An 18,963-nucleotide genomic window follows, 5' to 3' on the forward strand; every position below is an offset into this window, starting at 1 on the left:
ACTTGAAGATAGGTGTTAGGGCGGCGTACTCGATGGCAAAAATCGTCGCACCCGGCCAATTTTTCTCCATTATTTAGTCGCCTTGTCAGCGTGAGGCGGGCGCCGCTTCCTGTTAGAATACTGACCCACTTTGCCAACACTGGTGTGGTTAACTGGTTTGGTCAATCAGCGAGGTAACCTGTGACCATTCGCTTCATTGCCGCTTCCCGGCTGCCCACGCCCTGGGCAACGTTTACTATGCATGGCTTCGAAGATGAGGCTACCGGCAAGGATCATATCGCCTTAACGTTGGGTGATGTGACCGGCGGCGAGCCGGTGTTGGGGCGGGTGCACTCCGAGTGTTTGACCGGTGACGCTCTCTTCTCCATGCGCTGCGACTGTGGCTATCAGCTCCAGGAAGCGCTAAAACGCATCGCTGAAGAGGGCCGCGGCGTGCTGTTTTACCTGCGCCAAGAGGGGCGGGGAATAGGCCTGTTAAACAAAATTCGTGCCTACCACCTGCAAGATCAAGGTGCTGATACGGTCGAGGCCAACGAGCAGCTCGGTTTTGGCGCCGACATGCGCCGCTATGATCTGTGCGTGCCGATGCTTAACCATTTGGGCATCACAGCGTTAAGGCTGATGACCAACAATCCGCGCAAGGTGGATGCCCTCACCCGCGACGGCGTGAATGTCGTCGAACGTTTGTCGATCACCACCGGCCTGAACCCTCATAACGAGCAGTATCTCTCAACCAAAGCGGGCAAGCTTGGCCATATGATGGCCCTGGATGACTTCACTCACGCCAGCGATGTGGATATTGAGCGCAAGGGGTGATACGAGTGGGGGATGGCATGCGAGGAGCGCTCCAGGATGAACGCCGTCAGTAAGGAGCAGTACAAGCAGTATAAACAGCAGCGTGAAAACCTTCCCGAAGAGCAGGGCGAATTCAGTGTATTCGAAGAGTGGCTGCACAGTATCACCCACGGTATCGGTGCTGTGCTCAGTTTGGTGGGAATGGTAGTACTGTTGGTTGCGGCGAGTTACGCCGCCCATGTCGACCCGTGGAAAATTGTCAGCCTGAGCCTGTACGGCACCACGCTAGTCCTGCTTTATACCGCCTCTACCCTTTACCACGGCATCCCTCATCGGCGCTGGAAGCAGCGCTTTCAGTTACTTGATCACTGCGCGATTTATTTACTCATCGCAGGTACTTACACGCCCTTTTTACTCGTCAATATGCGCGGCACTACAGGCTGGGTTTTGTTTGCCGCCGTGTGGTCGCTGGCGTTGGTGGGCATTGCCTGCATACTGCTATGGCCTCAACGTTTTTCGATATTACGTGTGGCGATTTATCTGCTCATGGGCTGGATGATCGTGCTGGCATCAGGAGAGATGGCGGCGAGTCTTTCAACGACCGGCATTGCCCTACTGGCCGCGGGAGGAATTACCTACACGCTAGGGGTGATCTTCTACGCCGTGCGTGCGATCCCCTACAACCATGCGATTTGGCATCTATTTGTAGTGGCTGGCAGCATCTGTCACTACTTTGCTGTTTATAGCGCCGTTCTACCGCACGTTTCAGCTGCTTAATGGTTAATCGCTCGACTTCGAATCATTGCCTGCTTGAACCCGCCTGTAAATTAGATGGTTTTTAAGGGGTTAAAAATACCTGTAACTCGCAGTTTCCCACTGTAGACTAAACGTTAAACTTAAGTTTTAGGATGTTGAGCCGACAGTAGTATCAGGTTTAGATGCAGACCTTGGTGTATTTAACGCCGTGCATCCTGAAAAAACACAGTGGGTTCGTATAATGATGTCTATTGCCACACCCAAAACGACATTCAATAAGCTTTTCCAACAAGAGGATTGTCATGAGCACTGTTAACAACGCCCACGACACGACGATGCCGTCGGTACTGGGCAAAAAAGACAGTACTGATGAGATGGTGCATCGCATAGGCCACTTAACGCGCCTACTGCGGGACAGCATGAAAGAGCTGGGCCTAGATCAGCAGATTAGCCAGGCGGCGCAGGCAATACCGGATGCTAATGACCGGCTCAACTACGTTGCCTCAATGACGGAGCAGGCCGCAGAGCGGGCATTGAATGCCGTTGAGCGCGCTCAACCGGTGCAAGACAGCCTTGAAGAAGAAGGCGCTGCGCTTAATGAGCGCTGGCAGGCGGCGGCAGCTAAGCTCGCGGCAGTAGAAGGTGATGCTAAGCTCGTCGAGGATACACAGAACTTTTTGAGCAGTAAGCTTCCCACCGCAACCGGGGCTACTCAAAAAGAGCTGCTTGAAATCATGATGGCCCAAGACTTTCAGGATCTCACCGGTCAGGTGATTAAGAAAATGATGGAAGTCATCAAGCTCATCGAAGAGCAGCTTGTTCAGGTGCTGGTCGATAATGTTCCTCACGTCACCGACGGCGTTAAGATGGAAGATGACCGCGATGAACATGCCAAGCTTCGTAACGGGCCGCAGGTGAACCAAAATAAGACGGATGTGGTGGCAGGGCAGGATCAAGTAGACGATTTGCTTGATGACCTTGGCTTTTAAGCAACGCCCGACTAGTTAAAAAACCGTTGCCACATACTGCCAGCAACGGTTTTTAAAGCGTTTAGATGTTGATTAACTCTCTGCTGCTGCCTGCTCTTTTTCGATTGCTCTAGCCATCGCGGCGCGCTGAATATGGCGTTCGCGATAGGCCAATAGCGGTTCGGGTAAGCGGTGCTTCATGCTGACCGCCCACGATAAAGTATGGGTTAAAAACAGATCCGCAAGGGTAAAGGTGTTACCCACCAAGTTTTCTTGCCCGTTGTAGCGGCGCTCCAGCGCGCTTAGCGCACGCTGAAACTCCCATGCGCAGACCGGCAAAATAGCGGGAACGCGTTTATCTGTGGGCAGGGCAAACTTATGCTTGGCTTGATTCCACAGTGGCTGCTCCATTTCGGTGACGATAAAGCTGAGCCACTGGTCGACCTGAGCGCGAGCGGCAGGGCTGCTGGGTAGGAGGGTGCCGTCGCCATATTGCTCCGCTAGATAACGGCAAATCGGCACTGATTCAAATAGCGATACTTCTCCATCTTCAAGAACTGGCACCTTGCCATCCGGGTGACGCGCCAAATGCGCGGCTGTTTGCCCCTCGCCTTTATCCAGCGCCACATGCTGGCACTGATACTCTAGGCCTAACTCTTCAAGTGTCCACGCTGCTCGTAGCGAGCGGGAGTGGGGGAATGTGTATAGCGTGATCATTACGGCTCCTTAGTACCCTTAATCTTCTCGTTGTTGTCTTTGCGACGGTTTTTTTCTAAATGTAGTAGAGGCCTAACAGGCTGCACTGCAACCTATAGAATTAAGCTTAAATGCCCCTGAATAAGCGCTGGTTATAAATGTCTTGGCGAGTTTCTATTAAGTGAATATCGGTAATGGTGGGGTGGAGAGGGTTAATGACGGCAATATTCTCCATTGCCCCGGGTACAGCACAGCTGGGAACTAGCAGCATCAGCGTATCGCAACGCTGCAGCCATGCAGTGCCTAGTTTTTGAGTGCTTTCAGGGTAGGGGTAGTGGTGCCAATCGTCGGGTAACTGGTGCTGGGGCCAGATGTCCCTACCGGTATCGTCGGGGAGCTCGAAAATACCTAACCGGTAGTTGGCGGGTAGCAAGCGGGGAGAGGGCAGATAATTACCGAGTTCCAGCATCGCTACGCTTGCAGAGGTGCCGAAATAGACGACAGGGCTGCCTGGAGCGTTCCATCTTGCGCCATCCCGGTAGCTGGCGCCAAGGCCGCTTAAATTATTCATATAGCGTTCGGGAGCGATGCGGTATAGCTTCATTAGCTAAATTCACCGAACTCAATTTTACGCAGCGCTTCCCTCACTAACTGGCGACCTTCGAAAGTATCAAAAAGATTCAAAGGCGTCTCGCCCGCCAGCGCAGGAATCGGCGTATTTAGCCACTCATGGGCTTTAGCGGTATCGCCAAAAACAGTTTGAGCATGGTAAAGCACGCGCAACACATCCAGCACCTCTTCGCTGTCGGTGCGGCTTAGAGCTTTGCGATGGTAGAAGCGATGCAAATTGCCTGGCGTGGTTTCCAGCAGTCTGACAAACAGTTCACGATTATTGCCCATTGCCTGAATCGCTTGTTTTACCACGCTGCCTGGGACACCGACGCGCACCGCGTGAATAAAGGCGATCTTATCCGTCAGCACATTAACCGATACGCTAACGCCACTAACAGCTTGCTGGCTATTGGAATAATGTTCGAGCGCTTCCATAAGTACCTCCTTCGCTGAACGCTATAGAAGTATGCATCATTTTGATGATGGCTTTCCATCAAAATGTTTTCAGCGCTTTCTGAGCATCCTTTCTCTTTATCCCTCCCTCGCCTCGCGGATCCGCTCGTAGGCATTGCCGATTTCGCTGGTGCGTGCCTGTGCGATATCACGCATGCTCTCGGGCAGGCCTTTGCCGGCCAGTTTATCCGGGTGGTTTTGGCTCATCAGACGGCGGTAGGCTTTTTTGATTTCAGCATCGCTGGCGTCATCAGAAACCCCCAATACGCGGTAAGCGTCTTTGAGAGCCTCTTCGCTGGCGCCCTGAGAGTTCGCGGCGGCGCCGTGCAGCATCGCTTCGATCTGCTGAACTTCGGCGTCGCTGCAGCCTACACCGCGCGCAACGCGCAAAATCATCTCGTGCTCGGCGGGGTGAAGCACGCCATCAGCAGCGATAGCCGTGAGCTGAACCTGGATAAATACCTGGCGCAGAACCGGCTGGCGCTGAGTGAGGCGGTTAACGTTGGCCAGCTCCGCCTCCAGATCAAAGTCATCGGCGCGGCCACGCTCGAAGGCGGCGCGAGCCTTGGCGCGCTGTTCGCCCTGGAGGTGCATTTGATCAAACAGCTTTTCGGCAACGTCCAACTCGCCGTCGGTCACTTTACCGTCGGCTTGGCATAAGCAGCCCATCACCGAGAAAATCGACTCCAAAAAGCCTTCCTGGATGCGCATCCGCGCGATATTCAGGCGGCGGCTAAGGCGCTTGCCTAGCCACCAGCCCAGGCCACCGCCAATCAGCAGCCCTACCGGGCCTCCAAACGCAAGGCCAATCAAGGCGAAAATAATAATTAGAAATAGCATATTAGTCTCAAAGTAATTTAAAAAATAATGGCTTATGGCAGTCGAGCGCGAATAGCCTGCTCAATGCCTTCGATATCCAGTTGACAGTCGGCAAGCAGCTGCGCGGGAGTGCCGTGCTCTACAAAGGCGTCCGGCAGGCCGAGATTGAGCACTTCCACCTGAACGCCTTCGGCGTGGAGCAGCTCATTCACGGCGCTACCTGCGCCACCGGCAACCACATTTTCTTCCAGTGTCACCAATAGTTCGTGCTCGTCGGCTGCGTGCAGCACCGCATCGCGATCCAGCGGTTTGATGGAGCGCATATTGATGTGGGTTGCGTTGAGTCGTTCGGCGACTTCCGCTGCGGCGCTGTTGAGGCTGCCAAAGGCGAGCAGCGCAATACGCACACCATCGTTGTCGGCATGGCGGCGCACTTCCGCTTTGCCAATGGCGAGTGGCTCAAGATGCGCGGGAATTTCCGCACCTGGGCCGGTGCCACGGGGGTAGCGCACAGCAGCAGGACCAGGGTGGTGATAGGCGGCACTGAGCATGGCGCGGCACTCGGCTTCATCCGCCGGGGCCAGAACCACCATGCCGGGCACACAGCGCAGAAAGGAGAGATCCATGCTGCCGTGGTGCGTGGGGCCGTCTTCGCCCACCAGGCCCGCGCGATCAATGGCGAAAGTGACGTCCAGGTTCTGCACGGCAACGTCATGAATCAACTGGTCGTAGCCGCGCTGCAGAAAGGTGGAGTAAATCGCCACCACGGGTTTCATGCCTTCGCAGGCCATACCCGCCGCGAGCGTTACCGCATGCTGCTCAGCAATCGCCACATCGAAATAGCGCTGAGGGTACTCTTTTGAAAAGCGAATCAGGTCGGAGCCTTCGCGCATGGCGGGGGTAATGCCCATCAGGCGCTTGTCGCTTGCTGCCATATCGCACAGCCATTCGCCGAACACATTGCAGTATTTTTTCTTCGCGGGTGGCGGGGTAACCACCGGTTTCTTGACTGTCGTCGCGTTGGCTAGCGTTTCGGGTTTTTCCAGCTTAGTAATAGCGTGGTAGCCAATCTGATCCGCTTCGGCGGGCAGAAAGCCTTTGCCTTTCACCGTTTTGATATGCAGAAACTGCGGGCCGTCGAGGTCGCGCAGGTTTTCGATTGTATGGGTTAACGCGTCTAGGTCATGGCCATCAATGGGGCCTACGTAGTTAAAACCCATCTCTTCAAATAGCGTGGCGGGGCTGACCATGCCTTTCATATGCCCTTCAGTGCGCCGGGCAAGTTCCAGGGCGCCGGGCAGGTGCGAAAGCACTTTTTTACTCTCTTCGCGTATTTTCAGGTAGGGCTTGCTGGAGAGCACCCGGGCTAGGTAGGTCGCCATGCCGCCGACGTTCTCGGAGATTGACATCTCGTTGTCGTTGAGCACTACCAATAGATTGGCATTCACGTGGCCAGCGTGGGCGAGGGCTTCAAAGGCCATGCCGGCGGTCAATGCGCCGTCGCCAATAATCGCGCACACGTGACGCTTATCGCCCTGTGCCTTCGCTGCCAGTGCCATACCCAATGCCGCCGAAATCGACGTGCTGGAGTGGCCGACGCCAAAGGTGTCGTACTCGGACTCGGCGCGGCGTGGAAATGCTGCCAGACCGCCGTGCTGGCGAATACTTAGCATGGCCTCGCGGCGGCCGGTGAGAATCTTGTGCGGGTAGGCCTGATGGCCCACGTCCCACACTAGTCGGTCGTGGGGCGTTTGGTAGACATGGTGCAGGGCAACGCTCAGCTCGACCACGCCGAGCCCAGCGCCAAAGTGACCGCCGGAAACACCCACGCTATAGAGCAGGTAGGCGCGTAGCTCGTCGGCCAGTTGGGCGAGCTGGGAGGCATTCATGGCCCGCAGCGCGGCGGGGTGGTCAAAGGAGTCGAGCAGCGGCGTCGTTGGGCGCTCGCGGGGGATTTCGTCGAACAGCTTCATGGGCATCTTTAGTGGTCGCGCTCGATCATGTAGTGGGCTAAGTCGGCCAGCGGTGCAGCACGCTCGCCTAATGGGGCGAGTGCGGCAATGGCCTCGTCAATCAGGCTGTGCGCTTTGCGTTGAGCACCCGCTAACCCCAGCAGGCTGGGGTAGGTGGGCTTGGCGCGTGCGGCATCGGCGCCTGACGTTTTGCCTAGGGTAACGGTATCGCCGGTCACATCCAGGATGTCGTCGTGAATCTGAAAGGCTAGACCAATGGCGCGGGCGTAGCGAGTAAGCGCGTCTAAGCGAGGGTCATCATCGTCGACGGCTACCAGGCCGCCCAAGCGCACGGCGGCGACAATCAGTGCGCCGGTTTTATGGGCGTGCATATGGGCCAGGGCATCGACATCCGGGTGATCACCGACGGCGTCTAAATCCAGCGCCTGCCCTGCCACCATGCCATCACGGCCAGAGGCGGAGGCCAGGGTGTGCACCAAATGGCTCAGCCGGGGGTGCGCATTGCTGGCCAACACTTCGAAGGCCAGCGCCTGCAGGGCGTCTCCGGCCAGAATCGCACTCGCTTCATCAAAGGCTTTATGCACCGTGGGCTGACCACGACGCAGGTCGTCGTCATCCATGGCTGGAAGATCATCATGGATCAACGAGTAAGCGTGGATTAGCTCAATGGCCGCGGCGGGGGCATCCAGAGCATCGTCTTTAGCACCGAGTGCCTGACCAGCCATATACACCAGTAGCGGTCGCAGGCGTTTGCCGCCGGCCAGCAGGCCATGGCGCATTGCCGCCTCGAGGCGTGGCGCTACCGCTGGGCGGTTATCAAACAGCGCCGCTAGGGTGGCATCTACGCGGGCATTGCTGGTCTGACGCAGGGTGGCAAGCTGGCTAGGCTGCATGGCTACCATGGGGGCGTCTCCTTGCTCTCATCCTCGGCCGCATCCTTAGGGTCGTCGGGGCCAGTAAAGGGCGTTACGTTTAAACGTCCTTCGCTATCTTCACTCAGCGCCCGCACCTTGAGTTCGGCGCTATCCAGGCGCTGCTGGGCATCGCGGGTCAGCCGCACGCCCTGTTCGAACGCGGTCAGTGCATCTTCCAATGAGAGCTCGCCTGACTCGAGACGTTCAACGATGGTTTCGAGTTGCTCAACCGTCGCGGCAAAGTCCTGTGGGGGTGATGTCGTGTCACTCATTGGGGGGTGCCTGTAAACCGGTATGTTTTTTAAATAAGCTTAAATAAGCCCACAGTATACACCGAGGCTGGGGGGCGGCGTCTGCCCTCTTCAATACAGCTTGTTGCGCGACTTGCGATCCATTCATTGTCACCACGCAGACTTTTCATCATTCACACCCGGCCTGAACGATGCGGGCTGTGCTACGATATGCGCCTCCCGTGAACCGATACACGGCGCATGCCGCCGACCATAGAGGTTGATTCAGCCATGGCCAAAACGTCCCTGGACAAGAGCAAGATCAAGATCCTGCTACTCGAGGGCGTCCACCAAAGTGCGGTGGACAATTTTCACACGTCAGGGTACGCCAATATTGAGCACCTGCCGACGTCCCTTGATGAGGATGCGCTGATCGAAAAGATCCGCGATGTTCACTTCATTGGTATTCGTTCCCGCACCCAGTTAACGGAGCGCGTGTTCGAGGCGGCAGAGAAGCTAGTCGGCGTTGGCTGTTTCTGTATCGGCACCAATCAGGTCGATTTAACCGCTGCCCTCACCCGCGGTATCGCGGTATTTAACGCGCCGTACTCCAATACCCGTTCGGTGGCCGAGCTGGTGCTGGCAGAAGCGATTATGCTACTGCGCGGTATCCCAGAGAAAAACGCCCGCGCTCACCAGGGTGGCTGGCTGAAGTCAGCGAAGAACTCCCACGAAGCGCGCGGTAAAACGCTGGGTATCGTTGGCTACGGCAGCATCGGCGCGCAACTTTCGGTGCTGGCCGAATCGCTGGGCTTTAACGTCATTTACTATGATGTCATCGCCAAGCTGGGTATGGGTAATGCAAACCAGGTAGCAAGCCTTGAAGAGCTGCTGGGTCGTTCCGATGTCATTAGCTTGCACGTGCCTGACCTTGCCTCTACCCGCTGGATGATCGGCGCAAAAGAGATCGCTGCCATGAAGCCCGGTGCGATCTTTATTAATGCCTCCCGCGGTAGCGTCGTTGAAATCGAACCGCTTGCCGAAGCGCTTAAAGCGGGCAATCTCAACGGCGCGGCGATTGACGTCTTTCCGGTAGAGCCGAAAGGCAACGAAGAAGAGTTTGAGAGCCCGCTGCGTGGCTTGGAGAATGTGATTCTGACCCCGCATATCGGTGGCTCTACCCTGGAAGCTCAGGAGAATATCGGTATCGAAGTGTCAGAAAAGCTGATTACTTACTCTGATAACGGCACCACCGTGACCTCGGTCAACTTCCCCGAGGTGGCGCTGCCCGCTCACCCGGACAAGCACCGTTTGCTGCATATTCACGATAACGTACCGGGCGTGCTGTCGCAGATTAACCGCGTGCTGTCTGAAAACGATATCAACATCTCCGGTCAGTATCTGCAGACCAATGAAAAAGTCGGTTATGTGGTCATTGATGTAGATAAAGCCTACGGCCCCCAGGCGCTGGAAGCATTGAAGCAAGTGGATCACACGCTGAAAATTCGTGCGCTCTACTCGGCGCAAAATAGCTAACGCAATTGGTTAAATAAGTTGGCTGTAAAAACGGCGCCTCTTGCGAGGCGCCGTTTCGGTTTAGGCAGTTTAGTAGGTTCGGTCTTTAAGCAAGATCAAACAGCAGCACTTCGCCTGCTTCCTTGCCGGTAAGGTTTATCGCCTCATCCGGTTGGAACGCCGCGGCGTCGCCTGCGCTCAGCGTCTCACCGTTAATCTCCATTTCGCCGTTCACCACATGCAGCCAAGCATAGCGCGAAGGCGGCGCTGTTGCCTGTTCGCCAGCGTTAAACAAACCCGCGTAAAGGTTCACATCCTGGTTGATGCTCACAGACCCGTCGCGGCCTTCTTCAGAAGCCACTAAACGCCATTGCCCTTGACGCTCAGCGCTAGGAAAAGCCTTTTGCTCATAGCTGGGTTTAATGCCGAGCTGCTTGGGTTCAATCCAGATCTGCAGGAAGTGCAGCCCGTTCTCCTTGGAGTGATTAAACTCGCTGTGCAGCACGCCGGTGCCCGCCGACATGCGCTGCACATCGCCCGGGCGCATCACCTCGCCATTGCCCATATTGTCTTTGTGCTCCATCTCACCTTCAAGCACATAGGAGATAATCTCCATATCCCGGTGAGGATGGGCGCCAAAACCATGGCCACCCGCTACGCGATCTTCATTGATCACGCGCAGAGCGCGGAACCCCATATGGTTGCGGTCAACGTAGTTGGCAAAGGAAAAGGTATGGAAGGAACGCAGCCAGCCGTGGTCGGCGTAGCCCCGCTCGTTTGAACGACGAATAATCATGGTGTGCTCCGCAGGTTGCGTGAGATTGAATAATGACAATATACGCCTTACTGACGCTCCGTGGGGTGAAGCTTTCTGCACGTTCCTGTCGAATAAATCGATGTATTAAATGTGATTGCCAGCGCTAAACTTTTGGTTAGCTTTCGAGTAAAATCCTGGCCTCTTCTAACCCGGTCCGCCCTTTGCGAGGGTGACTACCTGGAGCTTTACATGTCAGTACCCATTCAAACGCCGCCCATCGTGGTCGCAGCGCTGTACAAATTTGTCACCCTGAACGACTTCGAAGCGCTGCGCGAACCGCTGCGCCAAACCATGCTCGATAACGATGTAAAGGGCACACTGCTGCTCGCCAAAGAGGGCATTAACGGCACGGTGGCGGGTAGCCGCGAAGGTATCGATGCACTGTTGACCTGGCTGACTGCTGACCCACGCTTGGCTGATATTGATCACAAAGAGTCTTTTTGTGACGAAACGCCGTTCTACCGCACCAAGGTCAAACTCAAAAAAGAAATCGTCACCCTCGGCGTGCCGGATATCGACCCTAACGATACCGTGGGCACTTACGTCGAGCCGGAAAACTGGAACGACATCATTGCCGACCCGGAAGTACTGGTGATCGATACCCGCAATGATTACGAAGTGGCGATTGGCAGCTTTGAGCGGGCGATCGATCCTAAAACCACCACATTCCGCGAGTTTCCCGAGTACGTGCGCGAGCACTACGACCCGGAAAAACATAAGAAAGTAGCCATGTTCTGCACCGGCGGCATCCGCTGTGAAAAAGCCTCCAGCTTTATGCTTAAAGAAGGCTTTGAAGAGGTCTACCACTTAAAAGGCGGCGTGCTGAACTACCTGGAAAAAGTCCCGGAAGAGCAGTCGCTGTGGCGCGGTGAGTGTTTTGTGTTCGACAACCGGGTGACGGTTCGCCACGACTTAAGCAAAGGCGAGTTCGAGCAGTGCCACGCTTGCCGCATGCCCATCTCCGCAGAAGATATGCAGTCTTCTGCATACGAACCGGGCATTAGCTGCCCCCACTGCATCGACTCGTTGCCGGAGAAGACCCGCGCGGCGGCCCGTGAGCGCCAACGCCAAATCGATTTAGCCAAACAGCGCGGCGAGCCGCACCCCTTAGGCCGCGACACCCGCCTAATGAAAAAATGAAGTAGCGCACTGTAGGCAAGATTTTTAAACAAAAACGTACGTAAAGCTTGTGCGCTAGACTGATGGGCAAAGTGTTACTCAACCTCAGGAGTTCACCATGCCCATCACCACTGATGACCTTTCCACAACGGCCTCCCTCCTACAACGTTTTGACCACCAAGGCGTCACAACGCTGACGATGAGCGCGCCAGAGCGCTTTAACGCGCTCTCGGAAGCCATGTTGCAAGCGCTTCACGACGCGTTAGCCGAAATTGCCAACGATAGCAGCGTGCGCTGTGTGGTACTTGCCGCCGAAGGCAAATCCTTCTGCGCCGGGCATGATCTGAAGCAGATGCGTGCCAACCCCGATAAAGCCTACTATCAAGCGCTGTTTGCCCGCTGTAGCGAAGTGATGCAGGCCATTGTGCACTTGCCTGTGCCGGTCATCGCCAAAGTGCAGGGCATAGCCACCGCTGCGGGCTGCCAACTGGTGGCGAGCTGTGATCTAGCGGTGGCGGCACGCAGCGCACGCTTTGCTGTTTCTGGCATCAATGTTGGCCTGTTTTGTTCTACTCCAGCGGTAGCACTTTCCCGCAACGTTGCGCGTAAACACGCCATGGAGATGCTGCTTACCGGGGAGTTTATCAGTGCCGATCAAGCCGTTGAGTGGGGGTTGATTAACCGCGTGGCAGCTGATGACGCGCTGGACGAAGCAACTGAAGCCCTGACCACCAGTATCTGCGCGAAAAGTGCTGTTGCAGTGCGCACCGGAAAAGCCATGTTTGCCCGTCAGTTGAGCATGTCGCTCGACGAAGCCTACGCCTTTGCCGGGGAAACCATGGCCTGCAATATGTTAGCCGAGGATGTGAGCGAGGGGATTGATGCGTTTATCGCCAAGCGGCCGCCGCACTGGCGGCATCGCTGACGTACCATCGCTGAATGAATGGAATTCGTTTCCGTAAACGCGACAATTGCCATGTTGTCACGTTATCCTGACGCCCTTTGTATTTTAGGGAAGCCGTCGTCAGCAAGGGCGCTTTTAGTAAGTAGTAGGAGCGCTTTTGGGAGCGTCTTTTAGCAGTGCCTATTTGGAGAAAGCCAAGTGAGTGAAGCCAAACGCAGGACGGTCGGTCGTCCGGCGAGTACCGCCAAAGCTAGCGGAGGCCATAGCCAGTCGTTGGTGCGTGGCTTAACGCTGTTGGAGTACCTTGCGGCCAGCCCGCTTGGTTTAGCCCTTTCAGATGTGGCGGAGATGGCTGAGTTGGCGCCCTCTACCACCCACCGCTTGCTGCAAGCCTTGCAGAGTCAGGGGTTTGTGACCCAGGAGAACGAGCAAGGCCTATGGCGAATCGATGTCAAAACCTTCCGTATCGGCAATAGCTTTCTTGAAGCCCGCGACGTGGTGGCCACAAGTCGCCCTTTTCTACGCCGTTTAACCGCTGAGACCGGCGAGACCGCTAATTTGGGCATTCGCGATGGGGTCACGGCGGTATTTTTAGCGCAGCATGAATCACCGCAAATGATGCGAATGATCACCCGCCTAGGTTCCCGCGCGCCGCTGCATGCCTCCGGCGTAGGTAAAGCGCTGCTAGCGTGGATGCCCGATGATGAGCGCGCCAAACTGCTGGATGGCAGCGAGTTGGCAAGAGTGACCGCCAATACGCTCTATCAATCCGACACACTTCAAATGGAAACAGAGCAGATTCGCGCCCAAGGCTTTGCCTGTGACCGTGAAGAGCATGCCATTGGCCTGCACTGCGTGGCCGCCTGTGTGTTTGATGAGCATGGCACGCCGTTGGCGGCGATCTCGGTTTCTGGCCCGGTGGCGCGCATCCCGGAAGCTCGCTTACTCACCCTGGGGGCGCTGGTTCGCCAAACGGCCGATGAGATAACCCAGCAGTTGGGTGGGCAGGTGCCACGTTAACGTGGCTCACTGAGTCTATGCTAAGCCTGTTTTTTGTCGCCCTGGTCAGCGCCACGCTGCTTCCCGGTGGGTCGGAAGTGTGGCTAGCGCGGCTGTGGTGTCTCGGCGAACCGCCTCTGGGGCTGTGGGCGGTGGCCACGGCGGGCAACACTCTCGGCAGCATGATCAACGTGGCGATGGGCCGCTATGCGCGTCAGTTTCAAGATCGCCGCTGGTTTCCGGCCTCGCCACGCAGCTTAGCCCGAGCGGAGCGCTGGTATCATCGCTTTGGCGAGCTAAGCCTGCTGGTTTCCTGGGCACCGATTATTGGTGACCCTCTCACTGTACTGGCCGGCGTTTTCCGGCTGCCCTGGTGGCGGGCGCTAGCGTGGATTGTGGTCGCTAAAGGTACGCGTTACGCGGTGGTGTTACTGCTGGCACAGCAGTGGCTATTACCGCTTTGCCAGTGAAACGCCTTATTAATCAAGTCATGTTAACCTGTACAACTTTTTCACAAGCGGCGCTGGCAGTGTAGAGTGTAAGCAACTTGGGCTGCCTATTATTGGCTTGCGTAAAACTAAGCAGCCGTTAGATTGAACAGAACACTCACCCAAAAGGAGGTTTAGGTGTGAAGCCACTTCGTTTATTACCCTGGCTAGGTGTCTGGCTATTGGCAATGATTGCCTTAATAGCCACGCCAGCAATGGCGCAGAGCGCGCCAAGTGAGTCGACCAGCGCCGATGGTGCTGCATCCTCTGAAGAAGCAGCGCCTACGTCCTATGAGGCGCTGGCGAACCTGCTAGAGGATGAGCAGTCGCGGCAAGAGCTGATTGAGATGTTGCGCAATCAAGCCTCAGTGCTGCCCAATGGCGTTGCTACCGAACTCTCCCCGGAAGCGGCCGCTCAAGGCAGTGAGATAGCGCCGGAGGATGTCTCGCTGCCACGCCAACTCGCTGAGCTCACCAGTCGTGTGGTAAGCGATGTGGGTGGTCAATTCGAGCAAGTGGTAGGCATTGTCGGCGGTCTGTTTTCTGGCCAAGAGGCCGACAGTGTCTTTGATATGGCCGCCTTCACCAGTGCGGCGATTAATCTGGGTATGGTGATTGTCGCCACCTTTGCACTGTTTATGATTGTTCGGCGGTTGGCTAAGCCGCTGTTTACCAAAATCAGCGGCTGGTCGCTGAATGGTAAAAATTTAACCCCCGTTTTACGTTTGGTTTTCTGCGTGGCGATTGCGGCAGTCATCGATGTGCTGCTTGTCGGCTTGGCCTATGTGGGTGGTAATCTGCTGGCCACCTTTGCGATTGGTGAAGCAGGGGAGCTCTCGACCCGTGCCTCGCTGTTTTTAAATGCGTTCTTGATTATTGAACTGCTCAAAGCCGGTGTGCGAATGCTGTTCTCTTCGCGCTACGAAGGGCTGCGGCTACTGCCTATCTCTGCCCAGGAAGCCTCCTACTGGAACCGCTGGTTAGCGCGGTTGATCGGCATGGTCGGTTACGGCCTGATGGTGGTAGTCCCGCTGGTTAACTTCTATGTGGCGGCCTCGCTGGGGCAAGCGGTCGGTACGCTGATTATGCTGTTGGCGTTTATCTATGCGGTGGTTGTGGTGCTAAGAAACCGCGCCCGTCTGCGCGGTAATCTGAACGAGATGGCGGCAAAATCAACGCTGACTGCCAGCCGCGTCTCGCTGCAGCTATTTGCCCGTACTTGGCACCTGTTCGCGCTGCTCTATTTCTTGATCGTATTTGTGCTGACGTTAACGCGCCCCGGCGATGCGCTGCCGTTTGTGATGTTTGCCACCTTGAAGTCATTGGCCGCGATTGTCGTTGGGTTGTTGGTGTCGTCTTTTCTTACCCAGACCATTGGCCGTCGGATTACCCTGTCGGACGATCTGCGGCGCAAATTACCGCTGCTTGAAAAGCGCTTAAACAGCTACGTGCCCAATGCGCTTCGCGTGCTGCGTACGATCATTCTGATTGTGGTCATCATGATGGTGCTGAACGCTTGGGGCGCCTTTGACCTAGCTGCCTGGTATGCCTCTGAAGGTGGCGCCGTGCTGGTTGGCAACCTGACCAGTGTTGCGGTGATTTTGATTGTGGCGCTCGCCGTGTGGCTGGGCCTGGCAAGCCTGATCGAGCATAAGCTCAATCCGGAAACCGGCTACGGTGAACCCTCTGCGCGGGCAAAAACCCTGCTCAGCCTGTTTCGTAATGCCCTGGCAATCGCTATGGTCACGATTACCGGCATGATCGTACTGTCGGAAATTGGCATCAATATCGGCCCATTGATTGCCGGTGCCGGTGTACTTGGTTTGGCGATTGGTTTTGGTGCTCAGAAGCTGGTGCAGGACGTTATCACCGGGGTATTTATCCAGGTCGAGAACGCTATGAATACCGGCGATGTGGTCACGGTGGGTGGCGTGACAGGCACCGCCGAACGGCTCAGTATCCGCTCTGTCGGTATTCGTGATTTGTCCGGTACTTATCACATCGTACCGTTCTCCAGCGTGGATACCGTGTCTAACTATATGCGCGAGTTTGGTAACCATGTGGGTGAGTACGGTATTGCCTATCGTGAGAGTATTGATGATGCCATTGCACAGCTTCAATTGGCTTTTGAAGACCTGAAAGCCAGCGAAGAGCATAGCCATAAATTGTTGGCGGATCTGACCGTGGCAGGTGTCATTGCGCTGGCAGACAGCTCCGTGAACATCCGTGTGGTGATCAAGACTACGCCGGGCGACCAGTGGGCCGTGGGCCGCGCCTACAATCGCCTCGTCAAGCTACGCTTCGATGAAGCGGGTATCGAGATACCTTTCCCGCATACCACGCTCTACTTCGGGCAAGATAAAACTGGTTCTGCGCCTCCCGCAAACCTGCGTGTTATGCAGCAAGCCTTTACGATCGATGGTAGCCCGGCTGGGCAGCCTAAGTCGGGTGATATTACATCGGATGACAGGTTTGATCCACGCGGTAGTAAAACTAGCTCTGATACTTTTGAACACGAAAAGCCTGACCATGACGACGTCGATGAAACTTAAACTGTTGTTATCGTGAAGCGATTGTTATCAATCGCTGCAACGAGGCCGCCTTCAGGCGGCCTCGTTGCGTTTTAAGGGCTGAATTTTTATTTAATTGGCATAGTTTTCTGAGTGCCGACCCTCCAGATTGATTGACTCCCCGCCATCGACAAACAGAATCTGCCCCGCTACAAAGGGGTTTTCCAACAAGTAGTGCAGAGCTTGTACAAGGTGCTCGGGGTGCCCCTGGCGCTTGAGCGGAATGCCTTCAATACGCCACTCAATATAGGCGCTAGTGCGCTGGGAAGCGGGCAGTACCACGCCAGGGGCGATGCCGTTAATGCGAATGCGCGGTGCGAACTCCAGTGCCGCCATACGAGTCATCTCCGCTAGGCTCTTTTTCGATAGCAAATAGGCTGCATAGGGATACTGGTGATAGGTCACCTTATTATCGATGATATTGATCACCTGGCCCTCTTGAACGGTTTCGGCAAAGTAACGGGTGAGCAGTAGCGGGGTAAACATATTGACCCTGAACTGTGTCTCCAGCATCGCCAGCTCGGTCGTCGAGATCGGCGCTGGTTCATAGGCAGAGGCGCTGTTCAGCAGCAAATTAAGCCCTGGGAAGCGCTGTTTGGCCGACTGGAGTAAGTCGTTTAAGTCTTCGTTTAAAAAATCGCAGGAAAATATTTCGCACTCCCGCCCTTTAGCGCGGATACCGCTGGCGACCTCTTCGGCCTCTTTGCGGGAGCGATTAACGTGTAGAGCAATATCAAAACCGGCATCAGCCAACGCTTCGGAGAAGAATCGGCCCAAGCGGGTAGCACCGCCGGTTACCAGAGCAGCTTGATGGTGCATAAGGCGTTCCCTACTGTTTTATTGGTATAGGAAGACTTTCTGCGTGAGTGTAGCGTTTGTCAATAACTTATACACAGCTTGCACGTGGCACGTGCTTAGAGGTATTGATAGATGAGTCCTGCTTACAGGGCCATTCAAGAAGACGTCACTTTTAACAGGATGTCGCTATGCCACCAACGACGTTGTTTACCAAACAATCTGAAACGCTCCATGAGTGCTTGATCTCTTTAGGTTCTAACATCGACCCAGACCACTATGTGGCTCAGGCGGTCGATATCATTAACCGTGAGTGCAATCTGTTGGCTCGTTCCAAAACGATTCGCACCCAGCCGGTGGGGTACCAGCAGCAACCCGATTTCCTAAACGCCGCGCTGTTGGTGAGCACACCGCTTGAGCGTGAAGCGTTTCGTGCTTACCTCAAAGGGGTGGAAGATCGTCTGGGCCGTGTTCGGGGAGCGATTAAATCGGGGCCACGTACTATGGATCTAGACATTGTGGCTTGGGATGGAGAGGTGGTCGATGACGGTTACTACCTGCACGACTATGTAAAAAAACCTGTTGATGAAGTGCTGGCGAGTAGTGGTCGCAGCCTTGAGCCTCAAAAGTGTTCATGATTTTTGCGTTTAGGCCGATAGTAACGTTGTAGCCGCCATCAATCGGGCGCGCTAACTTCCCTGGAGGCGTGCGTTGCTCAGCCTAAATACCAATGTGATGTCGCTAACCGTGCAGAACAATCTGCGCGGCAGTCAGCAGGCCATGCAGACCGCCATGCAGCGCCTCTCTTCTGGGCTGCGCATCAATAGTGCCAAGGATGACCCTGCCGGCCAGGCTATTGCCAATCGTATGACGGCGCAAATCAAAGGCATGACCCAGGCGATCCGCAACACCAATGATGGCATATCAATGGTGCAGACGGCGGAAGGCTCGCTTAATCAGATTAACGACAACCTGCAGCGCATCCGTGAGCTGAGTGTGCAAGCAGCTAACGGCACCAACTCTTCCGACGACCTGGATTCTATCCAAGACGAAATTGATCAACGTTTAGAAGAGATTGAGCGCATCGCCGGGAAAAGTAACTTCAATGGCATTGGGCTGTTGAACGACACTAAATCACTGAACATTCAAGTGGGGGCTAACGTTGGCGATACCATTGCCGTTCGTTTTGAAGCCATGAATTTACAGGGGTTGGGTCTTGATGGTTTGGACGTGACTGAGGATTTCAGTGGGACGGATAAACCGATAGATAGAGTGGATGAGGCGATCAAGCGGTTAGATCGCCAACGTAGCTATTTGGGGGCGGTGCAAAACCGTTTTGAAAGCGTAATTGATGGCCTCAATAACAGTATTGTTAACACCTCCGCTGCCCAGTCGCGTATTCAGGATGCCGATTATGCTAAGGAAGCCTCCAACCTTGTGCGCGCCCATATCCTGCAGCAGGCAGGCATTGCTATGTTGGTTCAGGCCAACCAGCAGCCGCAGATGATTCTGCGCCTGCTGGAAGGGCTATAAGGTAAGC

The 18,963-nt window shown here is 55.5% G+C and carries 20 protein-coding genes; 11 read left to right on the forward strand and 9 right to left on the reverse strand.

The window, feature by feature from the left end:
* Positions 1–180: 180 nt before the first annotated feature.
* From ribA to cheZ, 3 genes are all read left to right on the forward strand, one after another.
* A complete protein-coding gene (ribA, locus tag HALA3H3_RS09440) occupies positions 181–816 on the forward strand; it encodes a GTP cyclohydrolase II (protein WP_009286177.1) in 636 nt (211 codons plus the stop codon).
* A 36-nt stretch (positions 817–852) separates the two neighbouring features.
* The gene (gene trhA, locus HALA3H3_RS09445; protein ID WP_022521317.1) at positions 853–1,572 is read left to right on the forward strand and encodes a PAQR family membrane homeostasis protein TrhA; all 720 of its coding nucleotides are present in this window, start codon (positions 853–855) and stop codon (positions 1,570–1,572) included.
* A 281-nt stretch (positions 1,573–1,853) separates the two neighbouring features.
* Entirely contained in the window at positions 1,854–2,540 is a 687-nt protein-coding gene (cheZ, locus tag HALA3H3_RS09450; RefSeq protein ID WP_022521318.1) for a protein phosphatase CheZ, read from the forward strand.
* 72 nt (positions 2,541–2,612) lie between these two features.
* Here cheZ and HALA3H3_RS09455 read toward each other — a convergent pair whose 3' ends face one another.
* From HALA3H3_RS09455 to HALA3H3_RS09485, 7 genes are all read right to left on the reverse strand, one after another.
* Entirely contained in the window at positions 2,613–3,236 is a 624-nt protein-coding gene (locus tag HALA3H3_RS09455; RefSeq protein ID WP_022521319.1) for a glutathione S-transferase family protein, read from the reverse strand.
* Positions 3,237–3,342: 106 nt separating this feature from the next.
* Positions 3,343–3,819 (reverse strand): RES family NAD+ phosphorylase, encoded by a 477-nt coding sequence (locus tag HALA3H3_RS09460; RefSeq protein ID WP_022521320.1) that lies wholly within the window; start codon positions 3,817–3,819, stop codon positions 3,343–3,345.
* Positions 3,819–4,262: an antitoxin Xre/MbcA/ParS toxin-binding domain-containing protein gene (locus HALA3H3_RS09465; protein WP_022521321.1), complete on the reverse strand. Its 444-nt coding sequence runs from the start codon at positions 4,260–4,262 to the stop codon at positions 3,819–3,821. The genes HALA3H3_RS09460 and HALA3H3_RS09465 overlap by 1 nt, the downstream gene beginning before the upstream one ends.
* A 96-nt stretch (positions 4,263–4,358) precedes the next feature.
* Complete coding sequence (gene djlA, locus HALA3H3_RS09470) at positions 4,359–5,120, reverse strand: co-chaperone DjlA (RefSeq protein WP_022521322.1); 762 nt, start codon at positions 5,118–5,120, stop codon at positions 4,359–4,361.
* A gap of 32 nt (positions 5,121–5,152) precedes the next feature.
* Positions 5,153–7,078 carry a 1-deoxy-D-xylulose-5-phosphate synthase gene (gene dxs / locus HALA3H3_RS09475; RefSeq protein ID WP_022521323.1) on the reverse strand — a complete coding sequence of 642 codons (1,926 nt, stop codon included), beginning with the start codon at positions 7,076–7,078 and terminating at the stop codon, positions 5,153–5,155.
* A gap of 2 nt (positions 7,079–7,080) precedes the next feature.
* A complete protein-coding gene (ispA, locus tag HALA3H3_RS09480; protein ID WP_009286173.1) occupies positions 7,081–7,974 on the reverse strand; it encodes a (2E,6E)-farnesyl diphosphate synthase in 894 nt (297 codons plus the stop codon).
* Positions 7,968–8,258 (reverse strand): exodeoxyribonuclease VII small subunit, encoded by a 291-nt coding sequence (locus tag HALA3H3_RS09485; protein ID WP_022521324.1) that lies wholly within the window; start codon positions 8,256–8,258, stop codon positions 7,968–7,970. The genes ispA and HALA3H3_RS09485 overlap by 7 nt, the downstream gene beginning before the upstream one ends.
* Before the next feature lie 249 nt (positions 8,259–8,507).
* Between HALA3H3_RS09485 and serA the strand changes: the two genes are divergently transcribed.
* Complete coding sequence (gene serA, locus HALA3H3_RS09490) at positions 8,508–9,752, forward strand: phosphoglycerate dehydrogenase (protein ID WP_039857612.1); 1,245 nt, start codon at positions 8,508–8,510, stop codon at positions 9,750–9,752.
* Positions 9,753–9,837: 85 nt separating this feature from the next.
* Here the strand turns inward: serA and HALA3H3_RS09495 are convergent, their stop codons facing one another.
* Positions 9,838–10,527, reverse strand: a complete 690-nt coding sequence (locus HALA3H3_RS09495; protein WP_022521326.1) for a pirin family protein — start codon at positions 10,525–10,527, stop codon at positions 9,838–9,840.
* A 210-nt stretch (positions 10,528–10,737) separates the two neighbouring features.
* Between HALA3H3_RS09495 and trhO the strand changes: the two genes are divergently transcribed.
* The 5 genes from trhO (at position 10,738) to ybiO (ending at position 16,610) form a co-directional block, all read left to right on the forward strand.
* Positions 10,738–11,688 carry an oxygen-dependent tRNA uridine(34) hydroxylase TrhO gene (gene trhO / locus HALA3H3_RS09500; protein ID WP_022521327.1) on the forward strand — a complete coding sequence of 317 codons (951 nt, stop codon included), beginning with the start codon at positions 10,738–10,740 and terminating at the stop codon, positions 11,686–11,688.
* A 97-nt stretch (positions 11,689–11,785) separates the two neighbouring features.
* On the forward strand, positions 11,786–12,592 hold the full coding sequence (locus HALA3H3_RS09505) for an enoyl-CoA hydratase (RefSeq protein WP_022521328.1): 807 nt from the start codon (positions 11,786–11,788) through the stop codon (positions 12,590–12,592).
* 177 nt (positions 12,593–12,769) lie between these two features.
* Complete coding sequence (locus HALA3H3_RS09510) at positions 12,770–13,591, forward strand: IclR family transcriptional regulator (RefSeq protein ID WP_022521329.1); 822 nt, start codon at positions 12,770–12,772, stop codon at positions 13,589–13,591.
* Positions 13,592–13,608: 17 nt separating this feature from the next.
* Positions 13,609–14,040 (forward strand): YqaA family protein, encoded by a 432-nt coding sequence (locus tag HALA3H3_RS09515; protein ID WP_022521330.1) that lies wholly within the window; start codon positions 13,609–13,611, stop codon positions 14,038–14,040.
* Between the two features lie 158 nt (positions 14,041–14,198).
* Positions 14,199–16,610: a mechanosensitive channel protein gene (ybiO, locus tag HALA3H3_RS09520; protein WP_009286170.1), complete on the forward strand. Its 2,412-nt coding sequence runs from the start codon at positions 14,199–14,201 to the stop codon at positions 16,608–16,610.
* Between the two features lie 90 nt (positions 16,611–16,700).
* Here the strand turns inward: ybiO and HALA3H3_RS09525 are convergent, their stop codons facing one another.
* Positions 16,701–17,447, reverse strand: coding sequence for an SDR family NAD(P)-dependent oxidoreductase (locus tag HALA3H3_RS09525; RefSeq protein ID WP_022521331.1), 747 nt, complete (start codon positions 17,445–17,447; stop codon positions 16,701–16,703).
* Positions 17,448–17,614: 167 nt separating this feature from the next.
* Here HALA3H3_RS09525 and folK point away from each other — a divergent pair, with 167 nt between their 5' ends.
* On the forward strand, positions 17,615–18,061 hold the full coding sequence (gene folK / locus HALA3H3_RS09530) for a 2-amino-4-hydroxy-6-hydroxymethyldihydropteridine diphosphokinase (protein ID WP_022521332.1): 447 nt from the start codon (positions 17,615–17,617) through the stop codon (positions 18,059–18,061).
* Between the two features lie 73 nt (positions 18,062–18,134).
* Positions 18,135–18,956 carry a flagellin N-terminal helical domain-containing protein gene (locus HALA3H3_RS09535; protein ID WP_022521333.1) on the forward strand — a complete coding sequence of 274 codons (822 nt, stop codon included), beginning with the start codon at positions 18,135–18,137 and terminating at the stop codon, positions 18,954–18,956.
* Positions 18,957–18,963 lie beyond the last annotated feature (7 nt).

This window comes from Halomonas sp. A3H3 (assembly GCF_000982975.1).
Classification (GTDB): Bacteria; Pseudomonadota; Gammaproteobacteria; order Pseudomonadales; family Halomonadaceae; genus Vreelandella; species Vreelandella titanicae.

Bases quoted from the DNA above. Each gene is read 5' to 3' on its own strand.
- HALA3H3_RS09455 (WP_022521319.1), bottom strand. From the start codon at position 3,236: ATGATCACGCTATACACATTCCCCCACTCCCGCTCGCTACGAGCAGCG.
- trhO (WP_022521327.1), top strand. From the start codon at position 10,738: ATGTCAGTACCCATTCAAACGCCGCCCATCGTGGTCGCAGCGCTGTAC.
- trhA (WP_022521317.1), top strand. From the start codon at position 853: ATGAACGCCGTCAGTAAGGAGCAGTACAAGCAGTATAAACAGCAGCGT.
- HALA3H3_RS09495 (WP_022521326.1), bottom strand. From the start codon at position 10,527: ATGATTATTCGTCGTTCAAACGAGCGGGGCTACGCCGACCACGGCTGG.
- djlA (WP_022521322.1), bottom strand. From the start codon at position 5,120: ATGCTATTTCTAATTATTATTTTCGCCTTGATTGGCCTTGCGTTTGGA.
- HALA3H3_RS09485 (WP_022521324.1), bottom strand. From the start codon at position 8,258: ATGAGTGACACGACATCACCCCCACAGGACTTTGCCGCGACGGTTGAG.
- serA (WP_039857612.1), top strand. From the start codon at position 8,508: ATGGCCAAAACGTCCCTGGACAAGAGCAAGATCAAGATCCTGCTACTC.
- HALA3H3_RS09505 (WP_022521328.1), top strand. From the start codon at position 11,786: ATGCCCATCACCACTGATGACCTTTCCACAACGGCCTCCCTCCTACAA.
- folK (WP_022521332.1), top strand. From the start codon at position 17,615: ATGCCACCAACGACGTTGTTTACCAAACAATCTGAAACGCTCCATGAG.
- cheZ (WP_022521318.1), top strand. From the start codon at position 1,854: ATGAGCACTGTTAACAACGCCCACGACACGACGATGCCGTCGGTACTG.
- ispA (WP_009286173.1), bottom strand. From the start codon at position 7,974: ATGGTAGCCATGCAGCCTAGCCAGCTTGCCACCCTGCGTCAGACCAGC.
- HALA3H3_RS09515 (WP_022521330.1), top strand. From the start codon at position 13,609: ATGCTAAGCCTGTTTTTTGTCGCCCTGGTCAGCGCCACGCTGCTTCCC.
- HALA3H3_RS09525 (WP_022521331.1), bottom strand. From the start codon at position 17,447: ATGCACCATCAAGCTGCTCTGGTAACCGGCGGTGCTACCCGCTTGGGC.
- dxs (WP_022521323.1), bottom strand. From the start codon at position 7,078: ATGCCCATGAAGCTGTTCGACGAAATCCCCCGCGAGCGCCCAACGACG.
- HALA3H3_RS09465 (WP_022521321.1), bottom strand. From the start codon at position 4,262: ATGGAAGCGCTCGAACATTATTCCAATAGCCAGCAAGCTGTTAGTGGC.
- HALA3H3_RS09460 (WP_022521320.1), bottom strand. From the start codon at position 3,819: ATGAAGCTATACCGCATCGCTCCCGAACGCTATATGAATAATTTAAGC.